Raw genomic sequence first — 22,223 nt, forward strand, 5'->3', positions numbered from 1 at the left:
TGTCTCTCTTTTTGGTATAATGTTTTGGAAGTAATAATCGTGAGTGAATCGTGCGAAAATTGTGTAAGATTGTAACCCAAATAGGTGAAGGAATGGAGAATTTAAGTGAAGCAATCTGAAATACTAGAAATTAGTGAAGGGAAATACGTAGAGTTAACAAGAGCTAAAAACAAAAATCCCGATTCTTTCTGGGAAACATACTCGGCATTTGCAAATACAGCGCCTCCTGTCCATCTAAAATTAGATAACGGAGGCGATTTGAGGCGGTTGAATCGAAGGTATAATCGTATAGCCTGCAAGAAGTTGTTCGGCTTGCTTCGTTGTTATCTGTAAAGCCTCTGATGACGAACGTGGCCAATGAACGGTCCCATTTTCAAGTCGTTTGTACAAGAGATAAAAACCATCTCCATCCCAATAAAGCGCCTTGAAACGGTCTCTTCGCGAACTACAAAACAGGAAGACGGCATCGGTAAACGGATCAAGTTGGTACTCGCTAACCACTAGCTGAGCGAGACCATCAATCCCTTTATGTAAATCCGTCTTACCACAAACAAGATAAACTTCACCCACTTGAGTAAGATCAACGACCATCATTAACCCCCACATTTAACAGAATACTGAGCTGATCGAGGTCAATGTCATTGAATATTTGGATAGATAATCCTTCTTTCTTTAAACTTAGAATCATTTTCTTTTGAGACTGGGGATTCGACTTTTCTTTTCGATGAGCGGATGATTTAATTTTGACGACATCCAACTTCTCCATTAGTAACTTCCTTCTCTATAAGATAATTTAACTTTACAGGAAAAGGGAATCGGAGAATAGATACCAAATTTAGAAGCACTTACTAAAAAATGATGCCAGTGAATTTTCACTCATCAACATCATTTATTATAGAACCGATTTATCTTACCAAAATACTGGGCTATTTTGAATATACCTAATTTATACCCGCTTACAGACAAAGAACCAAATTAACCAAAGAACTGGAGTTTTTAGTATGTATTGAGTTTGCGTCACTAACCCTTCATATAGTTGTTAATATTTTTGAAATTATCATCAATCTTTTGTTGTACTTTTTCTAATCCAACACTTGAATCACATAAATCTTCTTCCATCTTTAGATCTGAACTAAATTTCCCTCCAAGTTTAGAATATAAATTTGAATTATCATTAAAATGCGGGTCGAGGTATTTGTAAAATGGTTTACTAATCAATGAGCCTCTATTATATAACAAATAATCATTAGTGGCTGTTTCATGAGAAATATCATAGGTATAATCACAGATGCATACATTGCCTAATTTACGGGTTTTAGAAATGATTACTTCTTTACGATCATTTATAGTAATTAGTATATTTTTAGCAACGATTGCTTTAAATTTAAAATTCCCAGTAGAAAGGGCACCGATTAAATGTCCCATTTCGTGGATATAAGAAACATATTCTTCTAGAATTTTTGTAATATAGTCTACGGTAATATCTTTTTCTTTAATTTTTCGACGAAATTTATCTTTTACATCAGGTTCTTTAATTTTTCGACGAACTTTATATTTTACATCAGGTTCTTTAATTTTTCGACGAACTTTATATTTTACATCAGGTTCTTTAATTTTTCGACGAACTTTATCTTTTACATCAGGAACCATTTTTTTAACAAAATCTTTTACATCAGGAACCATTTTTTTAACAATATCTTTTACAGCATCATCAATAGTATCTATACAATTACTATCGTTGTATGCAGGAGTAGGTTTAAATGGATTTATTTTTAGATTTAGAAGATAATCTGTTATTTTAGATGTTTGAAAATATATTTTATTCGCATCACCATCTATTTTTTTATTTATTATCACTGATTCAATTAGAGTTAAAAATCTATAAATAACATATCCGTTAATATCATATTCGTTAATATCATATTCGTTAATATCATATTCGTTAATATCATATTCGTCTTGATAAAATTTTTTGAAAGAATGATCTGTTAATGGAAAATTATCATGTGCATCATCATTTTTATCTATGAAATATGTATGATGTATATCTTGCCAAGTTATTTTCTTTTTTGGATATTGATTAGGAATTTTATTGAGGGTCTTATTGATTGATATGAACCCTGGTATGTTTCTTGATTCTGGAATAATTTCTTCTAAATATTCCCATTCATCTTCGTTCCAATCGGTTATAGGTTTGCCTTCGACCCATTCATAAACAATAGATCGAACTCCATTAATATTTTGAAAATTATACCGATGGATAGAATAAACTTTTTCATTTTCGTAAAGTTTTAAAAGAGAATTTTGATTCTTCCTTGCAAGACCACTTGGTGTTCCACTGCCGCCGCTCAAATTATTATTTACTGCACTAGATGACTTATGGTTATTAACTTTATTCTGTTGAGTAGGAAAAATGATTTCAATATTCTCATCTGCTGTAGCTACATTACTAATAGGAACATCGGAGAATCCAAATAAATCACTAAAGTTTAAATCTTTAGGATTGTTTATATCTTTACTTAAATTATTTGATAATTGAGATAAACTTTTAGACATTTTGTTAATTATATTATCGTAAAAGTCCTCTAGCAGAGATCTAACGTAACTAATATGAGTAATTAGTGTCTCATTTACATAATCGATAAACTGAATGAGTCCTGCGAGAACATCATTACCATCTAAATATTTTAAGAAAGTTGTTTTAATCTCATTATTTTCTTTTCCAACTCCATTTATAAAAAAATCTACAGAATCTTTAAACTCTTCAAAAATTTTTTTCAAATCTTCTTCCATACTAACGCTATCATTAATCAGAGTAAAATTATAGGGATTTTTAAAAGTTTCCAGTGTTAATGACACTAATTCATCTTGCAATTCTCTTGCAGCAGCTTGAGTAGCTACTACGTTTTCATCAAATGCATCAATGCTGTAAAGCATATGTTCGATACTATTTTCACTTTCAATCCAATCTTGAAGCTTAAGATTTATAGATTCATATGCTTCTTTTTCCCAATAATCTTTTATAGCTATTGCAGATTCCTGTAGGGGGATGAAATTATGTTTTAAATAAATCTTTTCAAGTTCAGTAAAAAATACATTTCTGATTATTTTAATTGATGCAGTATAACCAGAGTATGTATTGATAATTTTAGTGATTTCGTCTTGTGTTAAGCTATACCTCATTATTCAACCTCTTCCATAATGGCATCAAAATCTAATGATGGTGCTGTGACTTCTTTATGATTGATTCTATATTTTTTAAATGATCGCTGAGTATTTAAACTTCTAATTTTGAAATCAATTACAATAGAATTTAGTCCTTTATGGGTAAATTCTACACCAGTACGAGTATAAATTTTTTCTATATTCCCGCTTACAAAAATATACTCACTTTTATTAACGATATCACTTGGTATTTCTTCAGAAGCAATAGCGTTGATAAATAACATATTTAAATCAGATCCATTTCGCATCATTTCATTGAACCATCTTGGCATGCGTTCGATATGATCCAAGGTAGAAATCCAATAAATATCCTGTTCAAATCGTGGCATTTCACTGAAATTATCTATATAGCTCTGAATAAAATGCTTAATTGGACCATAATCAACTGCAGGGTTTTCCTTCTCGATAATTTGTAAATTAGATGCTAAATTTTCAGGATCAATGTGTTTAAATTGAGAAAAAATATAATCTTTGTAGCTAAGGAATCTCTTTTGTAACGAGCTGTTAAAATTAATCATATTATTGATAAAAATAGTTAAAAATTCTTCAAGTGTTTGGGAGTTATATGCTGCATAGATTGATTTTCGCATATGGTAGCGATTTTTTAATATTTCTAACTGGTCTATATTATCAGTATCATATCTTAATGTTATAAGAGATGAAAGATTGTTATAAGCATCCACCAATGGATTGAAATTAAAATGAAAATGATTTAGTGTTTGGAAAGGGGAAGATTTAAAATTCATTGCTAATATATCTTGGACATATCCAATATCATCAATATTAGGTGATGCAATAAGGATGTTTTTATTCATGCCTTTTTCTATAAAAACAGTTTCTAAATCATATTCTTTATTCGAGTATACAACGCCATAACCCAGAGTAAAAACGTCTAAAAATTTATTTGGGTGTTTTGAAATGATATTAAACCTTCTAGATTTAATTTTATCTAGAATTGTGGTTAAATCATCTATATCTTCTTGATAATCCTCTTGATAAAATTTCTGTTTTTTATTAAAATCAAATTTTTGATTTTCGTCACAAAACAATTTTAGCCTTTCATAAAAAAATGAATCATCAATGCTACCGTCTTCATTTATTTTTTCATCGTCATTAATATAAGGAACGCGATATTTTATATTATCTTCAATTGCACCAGATTTATCATTGGCTAAAACATATCCAACTTGTAAAGTTGAAGCAGCAGAGTTACCCAAAATTTCAGAGGAAACACTGGCATCAGCAGGCAATGAAAAGCGTAATTTGAAGTTGGCCATCACTCTCGATGATAAGGAACCAGACATATCTTGAGACGCAAATAACAAATGAAAACCAGTTGCACGGCCCAATTTAGCAATGGAAGTCAATAGCATTTTTATTTGTTCACTTTGTCTGTAGGTTGACTCTTGAAACATTTGCTGAAATTCATCAACAATCAGCATAACACGCGGGAGAACAACCTGGAATTTACTTCTGAATTCTTTAATATTTTGTACTCCTAAGTAGGTAAAAAGGCTTTCCCGAGCTTTCATGCAATGGACAAGGTATTCAAATAAACTAATGATATATCGAATTTCACTGGTCGCAGCCACTGCATTGATATGCGGCGTTTGATATTTAGTGACATACCGGCTTAATTCAACTTTTTTAAAATCAGCGAGATAAATGTCTAACTCCCAGGGAGAGTATTCGGTCAATAGATTTTGTATAATATTATTTAAAAATACTGACTTTCCGGATCCTGTACGACCAGCAATCAATCCATGTACATTTATATTACCTAGTTTGATTGCCTGTAACTTAAATTCTTCTTCTTCAGCTAGACCAGGTCTTAAATTTATATGACTAGACGTTTCGTTAAACCAAATGTTGGCTTTAGGTGTATGATTTAAAGATAGTTGCTTAAAACTATCTGACATCATTAGCTGTTTAAATAACTTTCTACTGGCTTCTTGGTTGTTCGAAATATTAGTAAACAACTTTATATATTCCAAAGGCTCAGGACTGATTGTTATTGTGCTATTATCATATTCTACAGGTTTAATTATCTCATCATTTATTCTTAAAGCTAGACCAATAGACTCGGGATCTTCTTCAAAAACTTCATTCACAAAAAGATCAGGTCTCTCATTTATCAAATTAATTAATTCATCGATATAGAGTTCATATGCATACTGGCGACGTTCTTTAGTTTTTTTTAGCTGTTCTCTCTGTAGCTGACTAAAAATATCCATGTTAATCACCTATGCTTAATGTTCAAACAAATGTTTGATGTCAGAAAAATCTGTATTCGCTGCATTTCCATCTGATTCTTGAGATAGAGTAGAAGCAGTATCACTTCCCAAGTTTTGAGCGGATGAGCCTCGTTCTGCAATCATATCATGTGCCTCTTGAAGTTGATTATTAATATTGTCTATTTGTAATTCAAGTGCAGAAAAAACGATTTTTACTAAATATCCAAAAGAAATATATAGTTGATTATCTTCTGCATTTTTAGAGATAAGACTTTGTAGATTCTCATGTTGTGTGCTAATTATATTTTTAAATTGATTAGCAGTATTAGTGAAATCCTCAAATATCGCTTTCAAATCTTTTGACATACTGACAGATTCGGTAATAGGACTTAACTTAATCTCTTTTTCAAAAAGGGTTTGAGTCTCTTCTAACAAATCATCTTGTAGTGCCTTTGCAACTTTTTGTGATTCATTAGATTGATCGTCAAAAGCGCCCATGTTTTTTAAAATATTTTCAATGCTTGATTCACTATCAATCCATGAGCGAATGGTCGTAGAAATTTGATCATTTACTTGATTATTCCATACATCTGCCAAAATTTGAGTTGTTTTTTGAAGTGGCGAATATTGATGGGTCATATATATATTTTGCATCTCTTCAAAAAAAGATTCTAGTCCATTTTCAATTTTTTCAATAGAGTCTGAATAGTTAGTGAACATCGCATCTCTGACTTGATCGTTTAAGTTAATTTTAATCATGTATATACATCCTTCCGAAAGAGTATTATAGTGGTTGAAAATTATTATTGTTATCTAATTCATAAATATTGGACTTTTTGCCATCGTAAAATGATTGCAGATGGTTGATAAATGAATCTTTATTAGTAAGTGTTTCATCTGTCCAATTATCTTTTTTGATGAAGAAAATTGGCAAGTACCCAAGTTTAGAACCATTATTTACAACACGCCAAAAGTCATCGTTTGATATTCTTTGATTTGATTGAATTTTTGTTAAATCTGGTACAAAGAAGAAATTAATAATTTGCTTTTTATACGTGGCTGTGCGCCCATATTTCATTTCTTGCATTTGATTATAATCGTCTATCGTATTAGTGATTGAGGAAATTTGTAACATACTATTATTGATAGTTGATGCGAGAGTAGGGACATCACTTATAATTTCAAGTATCCCTTGTTCTTCTAAGCGTTTAAAATTGATCGCATGATTTTGTACATCAGTGATAATAAATCTAATTAAATCTAATGGATAGATACTAAAACTGGCTTCAATTAATATTTGAATAAAGTTAAATAGTTTTTCAGATAAATTTTGATCAGAATCAAAATCATATAAAAAGACAATTGGCAATTGATGATGAGTCAATTGAGTAAAATCAACTAGATTTTGCTCGTCCTTATTTCTTTTATCATGGTTCTGGATAAATAATCTATCTGGAAATTGCCCCTTAACTTCATATCCATTCACATTATTAGTAAATAGCCCTTCTCCAAGGGGTCTCAACTCCTCAAGAATATTAGAAATCGATTGAGTCAAATCTTTTTTATGTTCATTGAGATTCTCGACCTTTTTATGTTTGCTTTCAATAAAGTTTCTAACTATTGAAATATAGTTGTCATAGTTTCCACGTAATCTATCCATAAGCTTAATTAGTTTAGAAATTGTAGACGATTCAATTTTATTAATCTCATTCATATATTTACTTTTAACATGATTTATTCGTGAAGAAAGATTATTTAAATAATCTTGTTTAGCCAGGGCATTTTCGAGTTGTTTTATAGCTTCTTCATGAATTTGATTTTTCACTTCTTTTTCAGCTTGAGATACTTTGTTTTCGAGCTCTAGTTGCTTCTGTGTATTTAAAGTCAAAATACTATCTGTATTTTGTTGTGCAAAATGATGACTGATATCATTAATTGATAGGGCTAAATATATTGAGTCGACGTTTTTGTTAATTAATTTATTGATTTCTTTGCGTTTGCCAACAAATAACAGTTGCTTTTCATCTAAAAACTGAAGAATTTTGTCGGGAAAAAGCAGTGCATCGTTAGCTTTATAGGCTAAAAATGCGACACCAATTAATAAGATAAGCATTATAGGAATCATCAGTATTGTAACTGATATATCGAATAAGCTAATAATCCACCAACTTAAAGCGGCTCCAAGTATACTAAATATGACACTTTTAATAGTGCTAAATAAAAAACGATCATAAAACAGAGTATAAAGCATTGACCCTACGAATACGGGGATAATAACTTGAAGAATAAGCGAACCAATTGACACGATAATAGCTGAAATAAACTGAGATATACCGGGTATTAATAAAACAATTGAAGCACCGAATATAAAAATCAAAGCGGGTAGTAATGCATTAGCTAGAAACTGAGCCCACTTTGGATAATGATAGACATCCGTTTCAAAGCTAGGAGTCTGGTTTATTTTCTCTATGATATCGTCCAATTTATAATCTGAATAGTCAACGCAATCCGAATTGTTTATAGATGACCAAAAGTTTTTATCTAACATATTCAAAGAATTAAGTTGGTCAAGTTGATTCCTTATTTGACTGGCATTAGAATGATAATTTAAATAATTATGTATATTTTCGTATTCATCAAGATAAATATCTTCAGGATCTTTAATATTATGGATGTGATCTTCGAAATCATTTTTAGCAAAAGTTAGATCAAAATTATTTATAACTGAGTCCGGTTCAGCCTCAAGCCATTTCTCAATTGATTCGACAGTTAGTAATTCGATAAGATTAGTATGTGTTTTATTTAATAGATAATCAATATATTTTTTGATTTTATCTTGCTCAATATTAAGCGCGTCTATATCATTTTGTTCTTTCTTTCGGGCTTCTAAAATATCTGATTGTTCGGTTTTCTTAATTTCTGAATATTCGTCATAAAATGATGATAGTTCCGAGTATAAGTGTGCATCGATATTTTTAAATTGTGAAATATTGTTATTACTAAATATTTGTTCAGGTGATCTGCTTGATTGAATATTTGAAATAATATTTTCAGCATGGGATATTTGTTTTTTATTTTCTTGTATATCTTTAGTTATTTTGTTTTTATCGTTCAACTTTTGTCTATACTCGTTTAACAATTTTTTATAATCATAAAATTGCTTGAGTTTATCCATGATAGCTTCCTCCACTAGTTCATTATCTAACTATATAATATACCAATTTTTAAAATTAAGTCCATAAGTGCATTGGAAATTATTGATTTTTAATCTAGTTTTATCAAACATATGTTATAGGAGGTGCTTCTTTTCGACTTGCTTTGGCTCTAGCGTTCAGCACTCTTATCTAAGAATAGGGTCAAGGAGGAAAGTGAAAAGGTCCTTGACGTTGTACTTAGCCTAGATAGAAGCTCCTTGTCGCTAGCCTAAGAAACCTCTCTAGTAAAGTAATCCGAGACAATGTCATTTGTTGACTTAAATCCAATATTTTTCGATGAATATTATTGCCTCGATTAACGTAGCACCGATGGGCTTTCTTTAGAGCTTTTACACTGGTAAATTCACGACAAGTATAAAAGCGCTCCACATCTTCACGATGGCTTCGCTCGACGATACCGTTTTGACAGGTTGAATAAGTACATATCTTCTTAAACTCTATCCTTTTAAATTTGAGAATTTCCTCAAAGATTGTGAGTTGCTCTGTGACATCTGCATCTTTGGTAAATTCGAGACCATTATTGGTTTGAACCGTTTTAAAGGAAAAACCTAAACCTTCCTCTAAATTCAATAGAAAGTTTGTCGTAAAATGGTAATATCATATTCCACGCGTATCAACTTTAAGCAATACATAGGGACATACTTAATGTCAATTAGGACCTTATTGCTAGGATGGGTCACCTTCATCACTTTCCAAGTAGACTTAGGATAGGACTTTTAAATTACAACAAATAAATACTAATGAAAAACTCTATCAAATTTAATACTTATCAGACTATTTTGCCCAGGATCGCAATGAGTTTGCGCGTCTCATCCATGATGAACTGATTCAAGATATTTATGTGGCAAAGAATTTATTGTCGATGAAGTCACCAGATATTGCCTATACTAAAGAAGTGTTAGCTCAACTAGAAGAAAAAGCACGTGACATCATGAATTTCTACCAATACCATTTCTTCGAAAATATGAAACTAGAAGATAACTTGCTGACGATATTTCAATCGATTCAGGACCTCTATCCTCAGAAAAATTAGATATTCAATATCAAATTGAAGATACGCTCTCCAAATCAATAGATCAACCGACAATTCGATTGGTGTGCGTGTTGACCAAAGAATTGATTAATAATATCTATAAGCATTCTCAAGGAACTTATTTGTCCTACCAAATTCAACAAGCGGGCCAGGGCATAGCGATTGAACTGGAAAGTGATGGTGCAGATGGTCGAGATCTTGACGCGATTCTGTCACCGAAACGTGGCGTTCTGTTGATGAAAATGCTTGTGAATACGCAAAGTGGAGAGCTTAACTACCAATTGAATGGTGATGTTTTATCCACACGAATTTTACTGAAGGGAGGTCCTCATGAAGTTATTACTTCTCGATGATCATCAATTGTTCGGGCAGAGTTTACAACAATTGTTAGAAGATCAAGCGGAGATTGAATATTGTGACTATGCGAGTGAACCTAATCTATTCTATAAATTCCTGGACAGCAAGGACTATGATCTCCTCTTGATTGATATTAATCTCAAGGCAGACCTGACAGGCTTCGATGTGGTCCGGCAACTCAGGGAGAATCAGTGTAAATTTCCCGCTGTCATCTTAACAGCTTATGATTTAGCGAATTATCGAACCTCCGCCTATGAACTAGGTCTGAAGGACTTTATCAATTAGTCGGTTGAAATTGAGGAACTATTCCTAAGGCTTAAAGCAGCGAAAGATTGAATGAGTGCACCTCAACCAGAGAAGATTCTTGATCCTCTAACCTCTCGGGAGATTGAACTATTACAAAGCTCGTCCAGGGTCAAAGCAAGAAAGAGCTAGCCAAGGAATTGTATATTAGCGAACGGACTTTATATAATCATTTGACTAATATTTATAGTAAGTTGAACGCCAGCAACTTAATTGAAGCCTATAATAAGGCGATGGAACTGGGCTACATTAATCCAGTGATGTAATCTTTTAGAGGAGGGATCAATCATGAAAAATACGGGCAAATGTCCAAAATGTGGGGGAAAAGATCTGATCTATGTTCCAGGATCTGTAGGTGCTTATGGTACGGGTAATAATATTATGACAGGATTGACCACACTCTCGGCTGTTTTGGTAAATCGTTATGTCTGTACAAAATGTGGATATACTGAAGAATGGGTAGAAGATGTTCCGAAGTTGAAGAAGACTTATGAGCGTCCATAATAATAGGAAGAAAGGTTCTGAATGAGATGGTCCGTCAAATAATCGATGGCATTCTTTTAATTGTGTTTGTCTATCTTTTTGCTTGCTATACCCTATTTCTAATACGAGTTTTGCTTTATGGAAAGGTAAGGTATACGGAAGTAAGCATCCGACATTAAGAGAGAAAATAAGAGGTATATTTTTCTTGTAGAAAGAGGGATGAATTATGAAAAAAGAAAATAGAGATGCTCTCCGTGTTTTCATTATTTGCATCTTGGGAGCGATTGCTATATTGTGTATTGCCTACTTATTTAATTTGATTTTTTAATAAAAGCTGTCAAATTATTGTAAGGAAAGCATTTAGGAAAAGGTTATCTTACTGATAAAATTTATCATGGCAGCAAAAAAGCACAATCAACATATCAATTTCAATCCATACCTTAATATCGACACATGTTGAGACGGTAGTATTGATGTCACGGGTGGATAAGTAAGCGTGTAATAAGATAAGTAAATAAAGGCTTTCCGTGATTTGAGATCTGGTTCTAAGCCGGAAGGATAATCACGGATTTTTGCTTTGAGGGAAGTTATCCAAGAATGATGAAATAAAAAAATATCAGCCGAAATAATTGTTGATGTGGTGAGTTGACAAAATAGCTGGTAAAAATTATGTAGATGGATGTAAATGAATAGTTATTTTTAAGGATATGTTATTTTTAATTGCTTCATTTCATATTGACTGGAACGGTCAATTTTGATGCGCTCTAAATGACCGGTTGGGTCATCAGTTTATTAAGAAAGGTGGTTATGATTATTTATTCAAAATTTAATAACTTAAAACCAGAAAAACAAAAGCAAATTATTAACGCAGCTATAAAAGAATTTGTCCAAAGTGGTTTTGAAAAAGCATCTACTAACGAAATTGTAAAAAGAGCTAATATTTCAAAAGGCTCGCTGTTTAACTATTTTAATAGTAAAAAGGATCTTTACTTGTACTTGATTGAGTATGGTAATCAAGTAATCGTGAATCTAAATGAACAAATTGACTTGTCTGAAAATGATCTATTTAAAAGAATCGAAAGAGTTGGTTTACAAAAGTTCTATGTTCAACAAAAGTACCCACAGGTATTCGATTTCTTGGCATCAACTAAACAAGAGGAGTCTGTAGAAGTAAAGGATATCATTAAACAAAGGCTCAATCCAATCTATAATCAAGCCATGAATAAATTATATAAAGACATTGATTACTCTAAATTCCGGGAAGGAATTGATATTGAAAAAGCAATTGAGATTTTGAATTGGACGATGTTTGGTATAGGAGAGAAAGGACTAAAGGAATTGGTTACCTTTGAGGATATTGGTAAATTTGGAGAGAAATATCTAGAAGAGTGGAACGTTTATGCCGAATTACTGAAATACAGCTTCTATAAATAAAACTGAATTAAAGGTGTATTGAAATGAAAACATAGTAGCTTTAGATTTTTATCTAAAAAATTTTAAAAGAGGGTGTCTATATTATGACCGATATTGTAAAGGTACAAGGATTACAAAAAAAGTTTGGTAAATTTCAAGCATTGCGTGACGTGTCGTTCACGATAAAGTCGGGGGAAGTGGTTGGGTTTATTGGTCCTAATGGTGCTGGGAAATCTACAACTATTCGTGCCCTATTAGGTATTATAAAACGTGATGCTGGTATTGCCGAGATATTCGGTAAGGACGTTTGGAAGGATAGTCTTGAAATTCATAAGCGCATTTCTTATGTCCCTGGAGATGTTGCCCTTTGGGGAAGTTTAACGGGGGGAGAAATTATCGATCTCTTCATCAAATTACATGGTAGTGGAGATAAAGAAAAGCGCGATTATTTAATTAAACGTTTTGATTTAGACCCTAAGAAAAAAGCCAAAGGATATTCAAAAGGAAATCGTCAAAAAGTTGGATTGATTGCAGCATTATCTGTTGATTCTGATTTATATATTTTTGATGAACCGACATCTGGTCTTGATCCTTTAATGGAACAAGTTTTCCAAGAAGAAGTTGAAAAAATTAAAGCATCTGGTAAAGCTATTTTATTGTCCTCCCATATTTTAAGTGAGGTAGAACGATTAGCAGATAAGGTTGTAATTATACGCCAAGGTGAAATTGTTGAAACTGGAACCCTTGATGAATTACGACATTTAACTCGGTCTACTGTCACTTTAGTGACAAGTGGAGATGTATCAAAAATGGCTTTTGTAGATGGAGTACATGATTTTATTCAAAATGATAGCCAAGCAACATTCTCTGCCGATAATCAATATCTCAATAATATTTTGATTGAAGCTAGCAAATTAGGTGTCACAAGGTTTGAATCTATACCGCCAACACTCGAAGATTTGTTTATGCGTCATTATGAAAGCTAAACCGTGGGAAGGAGGAAAAATTATTATAAAAGAAAAATTCGCTCGTTGGGACACATTGTTTTTACAGTATTTAAAACGAGATTGGAAAAAAATTATTATATGGGTATTGGGACTTGGCATGTTTTCGGCTGGATTTGTTCCAGCTTTCAAAGAAATAGCAAAAGGGCAAGGTTTAGTCGGAATGTTCGAAACTTTGCAAAACCCCGCAATGATCTCTATGGTGGGTCCGACTCCAGTTGAAACAGGAGCTGATTATACCTTAGGAGCAATGTATGCGCATGAAATGTTGTTGTTTTGTGGTTTGTTTGCGATGATAATATCTATTTTACACGTGATAGGTCATACTCGTAAAGAAGAAGATCTTGGCCTTACTGAGCTAGTGCGTTCATTTCAAATAGGTCGTCAAGCAAATTCTCTTGCAGCAATAGCAGAGATAGTCTGCATCAATGGTCTACTAGCACTGTTTATTGCAGGAGTAATGATAAGTTTCGGGGCCGATACGATTTCTATTTTTGGTTCCGTGTTATACGGGGCATCAATCGGAATGGCAGGGATTATTGGTGCTGGGATTGCTCTAATAATGGCACAAATTATGCCCACGTCATCGGCTGCAACGGGATCATCTTTAGGAATTGTAGGATTACTTTACATTGTTCGTGCTGGAACAGATGTCTCCAATGTTGACTTATCTATGATGAATCCTATGGGATGGACATATTTAACTTTTCCTTTTACAGATAATAATTGGTTTCCACTTATTTTTGCTTTAATTTTCAGTATAATAGTGGTGTTCATAGCTTTTTCACTTGAAGGTGGCCGCGATATGGGGGCTGGATATTTACCGCAAAGAGAAGGGCGTGAAAGTGCAAAGCAGTCTTTGCTGTCCGTCCGGGGATTATTTATAAAGATTAATAAAGGTGTCATCATTAGTTGGTTAATCGCATTTGTTGTTATGGGCGCTGCCTATGGTTCGATTTATGGAGATATGCAGACATTCCTAGAAAGTAATGAAATGATGAAACAAATGTTTTCTCAAGCAGGATTTTCTATTGAAGAATCATTCACTGGCACAATTATGATGGTTTTGATTAGTTTGGTTTCTATTCTACCAATTGCGATTGTAAATAAACTCTTTTCTGAAGAAAGACGATTACACTTAAGTCAGATTTATGCAACAAAAGTAACCCGCAGTCAATTGTATTGGACTAGTATAGGGTTATCGATATTAGGAGGATTATTAGGAGTTTTATTAGCAGCAGGTAGTCTTGGGGGTACTGCTATCTCTGCGATGGGGAATAGCGGAGAGATGGATATAGTTGACTTTTTTGCTGCTGGCTTTAACCTTTTCCCTTCTGTTTTATTCTTTATAGGTCTAGCAGCGTTAGCTCTTGGATGGGCACCGAAACTAGGTAAAATAGTGTATATTTATCTTACATTCTCTTTTTTATTAAATTATTTTAGCGGCTTAATAGACCTTCCGGAATGGTTTTTAAATACTGCTATACAAAGTTGGATGCCTCAAATGCCAATGGATGATTTTGAAGCATCAGTTTTTCTTACAGTTACTATGATTAGCATTGCTTTAATAGTAATAGGTTTCTTGGGTTATAGTAGACGGGATATGAATGAAGGAGCTTAAATTGATTGAATAGTAAATCGTGTAAACTAACGATTTAAATTCTGGTGTTGTAGGTTTTAACATTAATCGATGAAACCAATTAAATTTTATTATTACAGGTTTCATATATTTGATAAGGATAGAAGTATTCTAAACTAGAATTATATTTCGATTCTTTTGGCAACCATTAGAAAGGTAGTCGTTATGTTCCCACGAACGTACAAATTAGTCGATATGTTCCCGCATATGACAGTTTCACTAAAAATCATAAATACATCAATTCTATCAACTCGTCCCACGTTGAGTGTGTAGTATTGATGGGAAAGTCAGAGAATAAAAGCTTGATATAATGAGGTTCTTGGTGAATCTTATAAGAATTTATGCTAATGGATAGGTTACACTAAGTTGGAAAGATAAAATAACATCGGTCATTTTGAAGGCTATCATAAGTAGATCGCTAGTAATCATGGCGACCCGCGTCATTGGTTTTTCAAACATGGCAAGACAATGGAGACATTCCGAGCGGATGTGAAGAAGGAATTAGCGAAAGGAACATCGACATCTAAACCATCAACTGGCGGTAAGAAATTATATCGTGTGCAGATTGGAGCTTATAGTGTTAAAAAAAATGCAGATAAGCAACTGAAAAAAGCAAAGAAGGCTGGTTTTAAAGATGCGTTTGTGAAGTATGAGTAGATAAAAACAACCGAAGAGTAGTTAAACTCTTCGGTTGTAACTTAAATGACTATTTGTTCTTCCACAATCGTGCCCGATTGCTTTACAAGATATAAATCGCAACGAACAAAACAAATGCAGATACAAGAAAAAGATTAAAAGCATCTGCTTTTCGTTTCCTGAATTCAGTAATTCCCATCACAATAAACATTAGTCCCATTGATAGAAACATTATATGAAGATTAACGAAATTACTTTCTCTTTTTCATCACTTCAGCTAATGACTTGGAATTTATACCATCTTCCGCACTTAGCTTTTCAATAATGTTGTGATAATCTGCTTCATTATTTAAAAATTTTTTGAAATATACATATAAATCCACCTTTCCAATAGGGTTATACGAGTGTTTTACTCATGATCAAATCTGTTTGCTCTTCATCACCCATAAAAAAGGAGTGGGTTCCGATTTTAATAAATCCCATTTTCTTATAAAAGGAAATAGCATTTTCATTCTTTTCCCATACACCTAACCAGATTTTCTTTTTATTATGTTCCTTCGTAACTTCCAATGCTTTATTAAACAGAACTATACCAAGTCCATGTCTTTGAAATTTATTCTTAATATAAATCCTTTCGATTTCAAGTGAATCATGGCCCATTTCTTCAGACTGAGCATCATTGATATTGATTTTTAAATATCCAGCGACTTCATTTTTAAAATAAACAAAATAAAACTCTGAAGAAATATTGGATAATTCATTTTCTAATTGTTCAAGGTTAAATGCCCTTTCCAAATAGGACTTCATATTTTCAGGTGAATTCTGATCTTTAAATGTTGCATTGAATGTTTCTATACTTATTCCTTGAAGTGCTTGTAAATCCTCAACCATGCACTTTTTCGTTCTTATCGTCATGTTACTTTTTCGCCCCTTAATATAATCAATAACTTCTCTTGTTTCCCTTTTTTACATGTTCCCAGTCAACCTCTATATTCTTTCTAACTCTTTGAAGAAGGTGAGAAATGATTTCTACTTCTCTTTCGGAAAATCCTGCTAATGCGACACTATTCGAATGATCATTCTCTCTTTTAATCTTAGGATAAACATTTTCCCCCTTCATAGTTGGAAAGATTTTTTTAATTTTCTTGTTATACTTATCTTCCCTTCTTTCAATAAAGCCATTCTTTTCAAGTTTTTTTATAGCTCGAGAGGCTGTTGTTCGATCTACTTTTATCATCTCAGCCAACTTTTCTTGAATGATTCCGGGGTGCTCACATATTCGTACAAGATACAAATACTGTCCTTTTGTAAGGTCATATTCTTTAAATTCTATATTACTTATAGAATCTAACGCTCTTGCTATCATTCCAATCTCACGAAGAATCTCCTTCATAGCTTAACTCCTTAGTAAATATTTTATTGCAAATGCAACAAGATTGATTTGCATTAAATTTAACCTGTTTTTGTTGTATTTGCAACAAAAAATAAAATAATGAGGTGTAGTAAAGTGAAATATATTTTTTATGTATTAGGAATTTTATTATTAACCCTTGGTATTTCATTTACAATACAATCAGACCTTGGAACTTCACCCTTTGATGCAGTTTTGGTGGGACTATCTATAAGTGTAGGGCTTACTGTGGGAAGTTGAGTAATAATAATAGCTTTAATATTGATTTGCTGTAATTCATTTTTTGATTAGACAAAGACCTGAAGTTTTGGGGCCGCTAACAGCAGCCATAGCAAAACTCAAAATGAACTAAATAGAAGATCTGAACTTAGAAAAGTAAAAACAAATCAAAGAAGAAGAGAGTCTATTGTGGACAATATGCCTTATCAAATGTCCTAGTCTCCAGCGAGTGTGGTGACCTTTATAGAAGAGTGGCATGGAATAATAAAGCATCAACTTCAGCAAAATGGAGATGTGCAACTAGAATAACTGATGGACCAGAAGTCTGTAAAGGAGAAAGCCTGGAAGAATCAGAAATTCAAAATGCTGTGCTTAGAGCATTAAACCAAACCTTTGCTGGAAAGAATGATTTGAAAGAAGTACTAAAAATGAAAGTTTTAGACCTTGCCAAAAATGACAATTCAAAACAAATATCATTAGTAGATGAAAAGATAAATATATTGCTAACGAAACTGGTGAGTTCAGTTCAAGATAATAAATCCCATGACGAAATAGTTGATTAGCTAGAGGAGTTAAGAAATAAGAAAAGTGAACTTCAAACAGATGTATCAATTGTAGATGTTAACAAACGAAGTGTAGAAGACTTAATAAAATTTATAGACTCTAGTTCATCTGGAGTTGAAGAGTACGAAGATAAATTTTATAATATGATATAGTAATTTTACTCTTGTAAATTTTTGGGTTTAAAATTTAAAATAATGAATAATATAATAAATGAAATATTTATTATATAAGAATAATCTATTTTAGAGAGGGATAAATGAAAAAAGATTGTTACGAAATATGGGCAAAAAATAAATATTATGTGTTAAGCAAGTCACATAAAATATATTTAGAGAGCCGAGAATATTAAAAAAATGAAGATTTAAATTTTGAAGTTCTAAAAGAAAAAATAAGAAAAGTTGAATTAATTAAAGATAGTAAAAAAGATTTCGAAAATGCCATTCTACACATTTGGGGATATTTTAAGAATGATGCATCAGAAACTGAAAAAAGTACATTACTTAATTTGTTGGAAAACTATAAATTGGATAAGGCAAGTCAAATTGGATTATAGAAGTAATATACAAACAACTTCAAGGTGATTACTCGTTACAAACAGAATATACATCGTCTCAGGCTCAAACTAGATCATCATGGCAAGGTATAACTGTAGATCAAATGGGAGCGGCCCTAGATACTGCTATTGCATTAGCTCTAGGAGGAAGTACAGCTACCCTAGCCAATTTAATAAAAGTAAAAGGCAAACACGCAGCAAAAAGTGCCATACGTTCAGCAATTGCAAAATATTTAGGAAGTTGGGTTGTGAATGATGTTGTATTAGAACTTGCAATGAATTTACTATCACCAGGTACCTATTTAGCTCAATTATGGGACGAAAACGATGCTGTTCCTAACTATGGAAGGATTAATTTTTAATGATCAAAGACTTAATAAAATTAGTAGGTTATAACTTATTAACTTTAACGATGGTGTATGTATTAACACTGCTAGCTAATAAAGAATTTAAATGGTGGGTTGTCATAGCCATGACATCATCTTCTTTCATCGTTAGTAAATATTTAGAGAACAAAAATAAAAAAGATAGCTAGTTTTTGTTACCTGTTTATTTAATAGATAACAGGTAAAAATTAAACCAAATGAACCCCCTTAAATGATGTGCCCCCCAAAGTTAGAGTTAAAAATATAGGCTCTATAATAAATGCGGTTGATGAACGAACATCAACCTCATTTATTGTAGAACCTTTTTATAACTCTCTAAAAAATGTCTGTAACCTTTCTACAGCCTCTTCAGTATTCTCACGAGTATTGAAGGCTGTAAGTCTGAAGTAACCTTCACCACTTGGTCCAAAACCAACACCTGGTGTTCCTACAACTTGTACGTCTTCTAATAACTTATCAAAGAATTCATAAGAAGTGATACCTTCTGGCGTCTTAAGCCAGATATAAGGGGCGTTAACGCCACCATAGACAGTAGCGCCTACTTCTTCAAGTCCATCACGAATGATGCGGGCATTATCCATGTAATATTGGATGTTCTCATCAATTTGAGATTTAGCAGGTTCTTGATAACATGCCCATCCGGCTCTTTGAATAATGTAAGGCGCACCATTGAACTTTGTCGATTGACGTCGATTCCACATGTGGTTCAAGCTCTTACCTTGATAAGTCAAGGCTTTTGGAACAACAGTATAACCTAATCGTAATCCAGTAAATCCAGCTTTCTTAGAGAAACTACGAACTTCAATGGCACAATGCTCTGCACCATCGCATTCATAGATTGAGTGTGGAATGCCATCTTCTTGGATATAGGCTTCATAGGCAGCGTCAAAGAGTATAAGACTTTCATGTTCAAGTGCATAATCTACCCAAGATTGTAGTTCTTCTTTAGTTAAAGTCATCCCAGTTGGGTTGTTAGGATAACATAAGTAGATTACATCTACCTTCTCAGTGGGTAGTGAAGGAGTAAAGTTATTATCTGAATGACTAGCTAAGTAGACTAGTTCACTCCATTCACCACTTGTCTCATCCCAGTCGCCAAGACGACCCGCTAGAACATTGCTGTCGATATAGACAGGGTAGACAGGATCTCCAATGGCAATAATACTCTCTTTTTCGAATAATTCTTGCAGGTTGGCAATATCACTTTTGGCACCATCCGAGACAAAAATCTCGCTACTGTCAATAGATAAACCAAGTTCTTGGAAATCATGTAAAGCAATGGTTTCTTTCAAAAAGTCATAGCCACCTTCTGGCCCATAACCACGGAATGTCTCAGTTGTAGCTTGTTCATCGACGGCTTGATGCAGTGCTTCTATAACGGCAGGAACGATGGGTTGCGTCACATCCCCGATCCCTAAGCGAATAATGTTTTTATCAGGATGTAATTCTGAATAGGCAGCAATCTTTTGAGCGATGGTTGAGAATAAGTAACTGTCAGAAATTCTTGAATAATTGTGGTTTGCTTGCATGTATAATCCTCCTAATGTGATTGTGGGTAATATAGACCAGAGAAAGCAGTGCGCGCAGGACCTTCCATGTAGACATTACCTGTGTCATCTTTGTCCCAAGTTATCTTTAGGGTACCACCGAGTAAGTTAACCTTTACTGTCTCTTCAGTAAGTCCATTAAGTACACCTGCCACGGCAACAGCACAAGCTCCTGTTCCACAAGCTAAAGTCTCTCCGCTACCGCGTTCCCAAACACGCATGGTCATTTCATCTCTACTATTAACTTCAACGAATTCAGTATTAATCTGTTCAGGAAAGCGAGAATCATATTCGAAGCGAGGTCCTAATGTCTCAAGGTCAAGTTCTGAGATGTTATCATGAAAGATGACAAGGTGTGGATTCCCCATTGAGACGCCGGTTACTTTATAATCTTGTCCATCTAATGTGAAAGCTTGGCTGACCCATTGAGTTTCATCCGCAGTAATTGGAATAAGTGAGTTCTCTAGAATCGGTTGTCCCATATTAACACTTGCACCAATCACTTCACCTTCAGAGTCAAAAAGTAAGTTCACAATTTTTACACCACTTAAAGTTTCTATCTTGAGACTTGGTTCATCCCAAAGGTCACTGTCATAGATGAATTTAGCTAGACAGCGGATACCATTACCACACATACGTCCCTCACTACCATCCAGATTGAACATTCTCATCTGGAAGTCAGCGACATCAGAAGGGTGAAGTACAATTAATCCGTCACTCCCAATCCCAAAGTGTCTCTCACTGACTTGAATGGCTAACGATGGTAAGTCTTCAATCGCTTCAGCTAGATCATTAATATAGACATAGTCATTACCAATACCTTCCATCTTTGAAAAGGGGATAGCAGTTAATTTTTTTGTTTCAGACATTACATTCACTCCTTAATTATAGTTAATAAAAATAGGACCACGAACAAAAGTCCATGATCCTTCTAATTGAAGAGTGGTATGCTTTTGCCCGGTAATTGCTTGCACAATCAACATAACTGGCAGTTAAGTTGAACAGTTAGCAACCTATTATGATTACTAACCAACGACGAATCGTTTCGGCGATCTTCCCCTAGACTATTAAGTCCTCATGTCAACCGCGCCTCGCACAATACCTTCTTTTATTTTTTATAGCATAACACCCATATTAATTGACGTCAACTAATTACAAATCGAATTTTAATAATTAGTCAAATATTTTTCGATTTCCCATGGAGAGACATACATAGATATTCTTCGTATTCCTTAGTTTTGGTTCTAATGAAAGCTGCTGGCAATATGTGGACCTAAGGCATCTAATATTACATCTGAAGATTTCAATTCATGTATTAATTCCTTAAGTGAACCCGGTAAGCTGATGTTTCCTTGTTCCAGACGTTCTTCAGCTGTCATACGGTAGATGTTACAGTCTATTGGGCTTGGTGCTTCTAATGTCTCTTTAATACCTTTTAGCCCTGCACACAAGATTGTTGCTAGGGCAAGGTATGGATTGGCTGATGGATTCACACTTCGTAATTCGACACTTTTTGAGTTTCTATGTGCAGCAGGAATACGAATTAATGGAGAACGATTCTTTTCACTCCAAGCAACATATACTGAGGCTTCATAAGCAGGTACTAGACGTTTTTATGAGATCACAGTTGGGTTGCAGACTGCCGTAAAGGCAGGTCCATATTTCACTAATCCAGCGATAATATGCATGGCTGTCTCAGATAATCTAGAAGTAGTCGACTCATCATAGAAAGAATTACCTTTCTCTGTGAATAATGGCATATTAAAATGCATTCCTGAACCGTTAATACTTAATAAAGGTTTAGACATGAATGTTGCATGTAAGTTGTGACATCTAACAACTGTCTTAACGATGAGTTTAAAAGTTTGGTTATTATCACATGTATTTCGCAAGTTAAAAGTGAGCCATTTCGCAATTTAAAACTGAGCCACTGTCATCTTTGAATTATCTTTTATCCATTGTTCTGTTTCTTTCATTCTGTAATAAGGACCGACCATATTT

21 protein-coding genes, 4 pseudogenes and 1 riboswitch are annotated in these 22,223 nt (G+C 33.4%); of the genes and pseudogenes, 13 read left to right on the plus strand and 12 right to left on the minus strand.

What is annotated here, in order from left to right; all coding sequences use genetic code 11:
* Nucleotides 1-240: 240 nt before the first annotated feature.
* The 6 genes from tnpB to ACTQ54_RS02345 all read right to left on the minus strand — a co-directional run bounded on the left by tnpB (nucleotide 241) and on the right by ACTQ54_RS02345 (nucleotide 8,634).
* Nucleotides 241-591: an IS66 family insertion sequence element accessory protein TnpB gene (gene tnpB, locus ACTQ54_RS02320; RefSeq protein WP_441754269.1), complete on the minus strand. Its 351-nt coding sequence runs from the start codon at nucleotides 589-591 to the stop codon at nucleotides 241-243.
* Complete coding sequence (locus ACTQ54_RS02325) at nucleotides 581-766, minus strand: hypothetical protein (protein ID WP_441754271.1); 186 nt, start codon at nucleotides 764-766, stop codon at nucleotides 581-583. The genes tnpB and ACTQ54_RS02325 overlap by 11 nt, the downstream gene beginning before the upstream one ends.
* 254 nt (nucleotides 767-1,020) lie before the next feature.
* Complete coding sequence (locus ACTQ54_RS02330) at nucleotides 1,021-3,183, minus strand: hypothetical protein (protein WP_441754272.1); 2,163 nt, start codon at nucleotides 3,181-3,183, stop codon at nucleotides 1,021-1,023.
* The gene (locus ACTQ54_RS02335; RefSeq protein WP_441754274.1) at nucleotides 3,183-5,459 is read right to left on the minus strand and encodes an FtsK/SpoIIIE domain-containing protein; all 2,277 of its coding nucleotides are present in this window, start codon (nucleotides 5,457-5,459) and stop codon (nucleotides 3,183-3,185) included. Before ACTQ54_RS02335 ends, ACTQ54_RS02330 begins: the two co-directional genes overlap by 1 nt.
* Before the next feature lie 15 nt (nucleotides 5,460-5,474).
* Nucleotides 5,475-6,218 carry a hypothetical protein gene (locus tag ACTQ54_RS02340; protein WP_441754276.1) on the minus strand — a complete coding sequence of 248 codons (744 nt, stop codon included), beginning with the start codon at nucleotides 6,216-6,218 and terminating at the stop codon, nucleotides 5,475-5,477.
* A 25-nt stretch (nucleotides 6,219-6,243) separates the two neighbouring features.
* Nucleotides 6,244-8,634: a hypothetical protein gene (locus tag ACTQ54_RS02345; protein WP_441754278.1), complete on the minus strand. Its 2,391-nt coding sequence runs from the start codon at nucleotides 8,632-8,634 to the stop codon at nucleotides 6,244-6,246.
* Nucleotides 8,635-9,515: 881 nt separating this feature from the next.
* On the opposite strand from ACTQ54_RS02345, the gene ACTQ54_RS02350 reads away from it, so the two are divergent.
* From ACTQ54_RS02350 to ACTQ54_RS02390, 9 genes are all read left to right on the plus strand, one after another.
* Nucleotides 9,516-9,707 (plus strand): hypothetical protein, encoded by a 192-nt coding sequence (locus ACTQ54_RS02350; RefSeq protein WP_441754280.1) that lies wholly within the window; start codon nucleotides 9,516-9,518, stop codon nucleotides 9,705-9,707.
* A 71-nt stretch (nucleotides 9,708-9,778) separates the two neighbouring features.
* A complete protein-coding gene (locus ACTQ54_RS02355; protein WP_441754282.1) occupies nucleotides 9,779-10,060 on the plus strand; it encodes a hypothetical protein in 282 nt (93 codons plus the stop codon).
* Nucleotides 10,038-10,349 carry a response regulator gene (locus tag ACTQ54_RS02360; protein WP_441754284.1) on the plus strand — a complete coding sequence of 104 codons (312 nt, stop codon included), beginning with the start codon at nucleotides 10,038-10,040 and terminating at the stop codon, nucleotides 10,347-10,349. Before ACTQ54_RS02355 ends, ACTQ54_RS02360 begins: the two co-directional genes overlap by 23 nt.
* Nucleotides 10,350-10,507: 158 nt before the next feature.
* Nucleotides 10,508-10,633, plus strand: a complete 126-nt coding sequence (locus tag ACTQ54_RS02365; RefSeq protein ID WP_441754286.1) for a LuxR C-terminal-related transcriptional regulator — start codon at nucleotides 10,508-10,510, stop codon at nucleotides 10,631-10,633.
* Nucleotides 10,634-10,655: 22 nt separating this feature from the next.
* Nucleotides 10,656-10,871 carry a hypothetical protein gene (locus ACTQ54_RS02370; protein WP_441754287.1) on the plus strand — a complete coding sequence of 72 codons (216 nt, stop codon included), beginning with the start codon at nucleotides 10,656-10,658 and terminating at the stop codon, nucleotides 10,869-10,871.
* 786 nt (nucleotides 10,872-11,657) lie between these two features.
* Complete coding sequence (locus ACTQ54_RS02375) at nucleotides 11,658-12,284, plus strand: TetR/AcrR family transcriptional regulator (RefSeq protein ID WP_441754289.1); 627 nt, start codon at nucleotides 11,658-11,660, stop codon at nucleotides 12,282-12,284.
* Between the two features lie 83 nt (nucleotides 12,285-12,367).
* A complete protein-coding gene (locus ACTQ54_RS02380; protein ID WP_153833607.1) occupies nucleotides 12,368-13,249 on the plus strand; it encodes an ABC transporter ATP-binding protein in 882 nt (293 codons plus the stop codon).
* A 25-nt stretch (nucleotides 13,250-13,274) separates the two neighbouring features.
* Complete coding sequence (locus ACTQ54_RS02385) at nucleotides 13,275-14,888, plus strand: ABC transporter permease (protein WP_441754418.1); 1,614 nt, start codon at nucleotides 13,275-13,277, stop codon at nucleotides 14,886-14,888.
* Nucleotides 14,889-15,374: 486 nt separating this feature from the next.
* Nucleotides 15,375-15,563, plus strand: a complete 189-nt coding sequence (locus ACTQ54_RS02390; RefSeq protein WP_441754292.1) for an SPOR domain-containing protein — start codon at nucleotides 15,375-15,377, stop codon at nucleotides 15,561-15,563.
* Nucleotides 15,564-15,645: 82 nt separating this feature from the next.
* Here ACTQ54_RS02390 and ACTQ54_RS02395 read toward each other — a convergent pair whose 3' ends face one another.
* The 3 genes from ACTQ54_RS02395 to ACTQ54_RS02405 all read right to left on the minus strand — a co-directional run bounded on the left by ACTQ54_RS02395 (nucleotide 15,646) and on the right by ACTQ54_RS02405 (nucleotide 16,935).
* Nucleotides 15,646-15,774: a DUF3953 domain-containing protein gene (locus ACTQ54_RS02395; RefSeq protein ID WP_441754294.1), complete on the minus strand. Its 129-nt coding sequence runs from the start codon at nucleotides 15,772-15,774 to the stop codon at nucleotides 15,646-15,648.
* A gap of 164 nt (nucleotides 15,775-15,938) precedes the next feature.
* On the minus strand, nucleotides 15,939-16,433 hold the full coding sequence (locus tag ACTQ54_RS02400) for a GNAT family N-acetyltransferase (RefSeq protein ID WP_441754295.1): 495 nt from the start codon (nucleotides 16,431-16,433) through the stop codon (nucleotides 15,939-15,941).
* 49 nt (nucleotides 16,434-16,482) lie between these two features.
* A complete protein-coding gene (locus tag ACTQ54_RS02405) occupies nucleotides 16,483-16,935 on the minus strand; it encodes a MarR family winged helix-turn-helix transcriptional regulator (RefSeq protein WP_441754297.1) in 453 nt (150 codons plus the stop codon).
* A 452-nt stretch (nucleotides 16,936-17,387) separates the two neighbouring features.
* On the opposite strand from ACTQ54_RS02405, the pseudogene ACTQ54_RS02410 reads away from it, so the two are divergent.
* From ACTQ54_RS02410 to ACTQ54_RS02425, 4 genes and pseudogenes are all read left to right on the plus strand, one after another.
* A pseudogene (locus ACTQ54_RS02410) lies at nucleotides 17,388-17,735 on the plus strand (zinc ribbon domain-containing protein); the annotation flags it as partial.
* Between the two features lie 407 nt (nucleotides 17,736-18,142).
* Nucleotides 18,143-18,211: pseudogene (locus ACTQ54_RS02415) on the plus strand (YbgA family protein); the annotation flags it as partial.
* Nucleotides 18,185-18,651, plus strand: a pseudogene (locus ACTQ54_RS02420) (DUF1722 domain-containing protein). The pseudogenes ACTQ54_RS02415 and ACTQ54_RS02420, both read left to right, overlap by 27 nt.
* Nucleotides 18,651-18,824, plus strand: a complete 174-nt coding sequence (locus tag ACTQ54_RS02425; protein ID WP_441754299.1) for a hypothetical protein — start codon at nucleotides 18,651-18,653, stop codon at nucleotides 18,822-18,824. The pseudogene ACTQ54_RS02420 and the gene ACTQ54_RS02425 overlap by 1 nt, the downstream one beginning before the upstream one ends.
* Before the next feature lie 156 nt (nucleotides 18,825-18,980).
* Here the strand turns inward: ACTQ54_RS02425 and ACTQ54_RS02430 are convergent, their stop codons facing one another.
* From ACTQ54_RS02430 to ACTQ54_RS02440, 3 genes and pseudogenes are all read right to left on the minus strand, one after another.
* Nucleotides 18,981-20,204 carry an LL-diaminopimelate aminotransferase gene (locus ACTQ54_RS02430; protein ID WP_441754301.1) on the minus strand — a complete coding sequence of 408 codons (1,224 nt, stop codon included), beginning with the start codon at nucleotides 20,202-20,204 and terminating at the stop codon, nucleotides 18,981-18,983.
* 11 nt (nucleotides 20,205-20,215) lie between these two features.
* Nucleotides 20,216-21,091 carry a diaminopimelate epimerase gene (gene dapF, locus ACTQ54_RS02435; RefSeq protein WP_441754303.1) on the minus strand — a complete coding sequence of 292 codons (876 nt, stop codon included), beginning with the start codon at nucleotides 21,089-21,091 and terminating at the stop codon, nucleotides 20,216-20,218.
* A gap of 91 nt (nucleotides 21,092-21,182) precedes the next feature.
* A riboswitch (Lysine riboswitch) is annotated at nucleotides 21,183-21,323 on the minus strand.
* Nucleotides 21,324-21,466: 143 nt separating this feature from the next.
* Nucleotides 21,467-22,114: pseudogene (locus tag ACTQ54_RS02440) on the minus strand (hypothetical protein).
* Nucleotides 22,115-22,223 lie beyond the last annotated feature (109 nt).

This window comes from Fundicoccus sp. Sow4_H7, from assembly GCF_052115865.1.
Classification (GTDB): Bacteria; Bacillota; Bacilli; order Lactobacillales; family Aerococcaceae; genus Fundicoccus_A.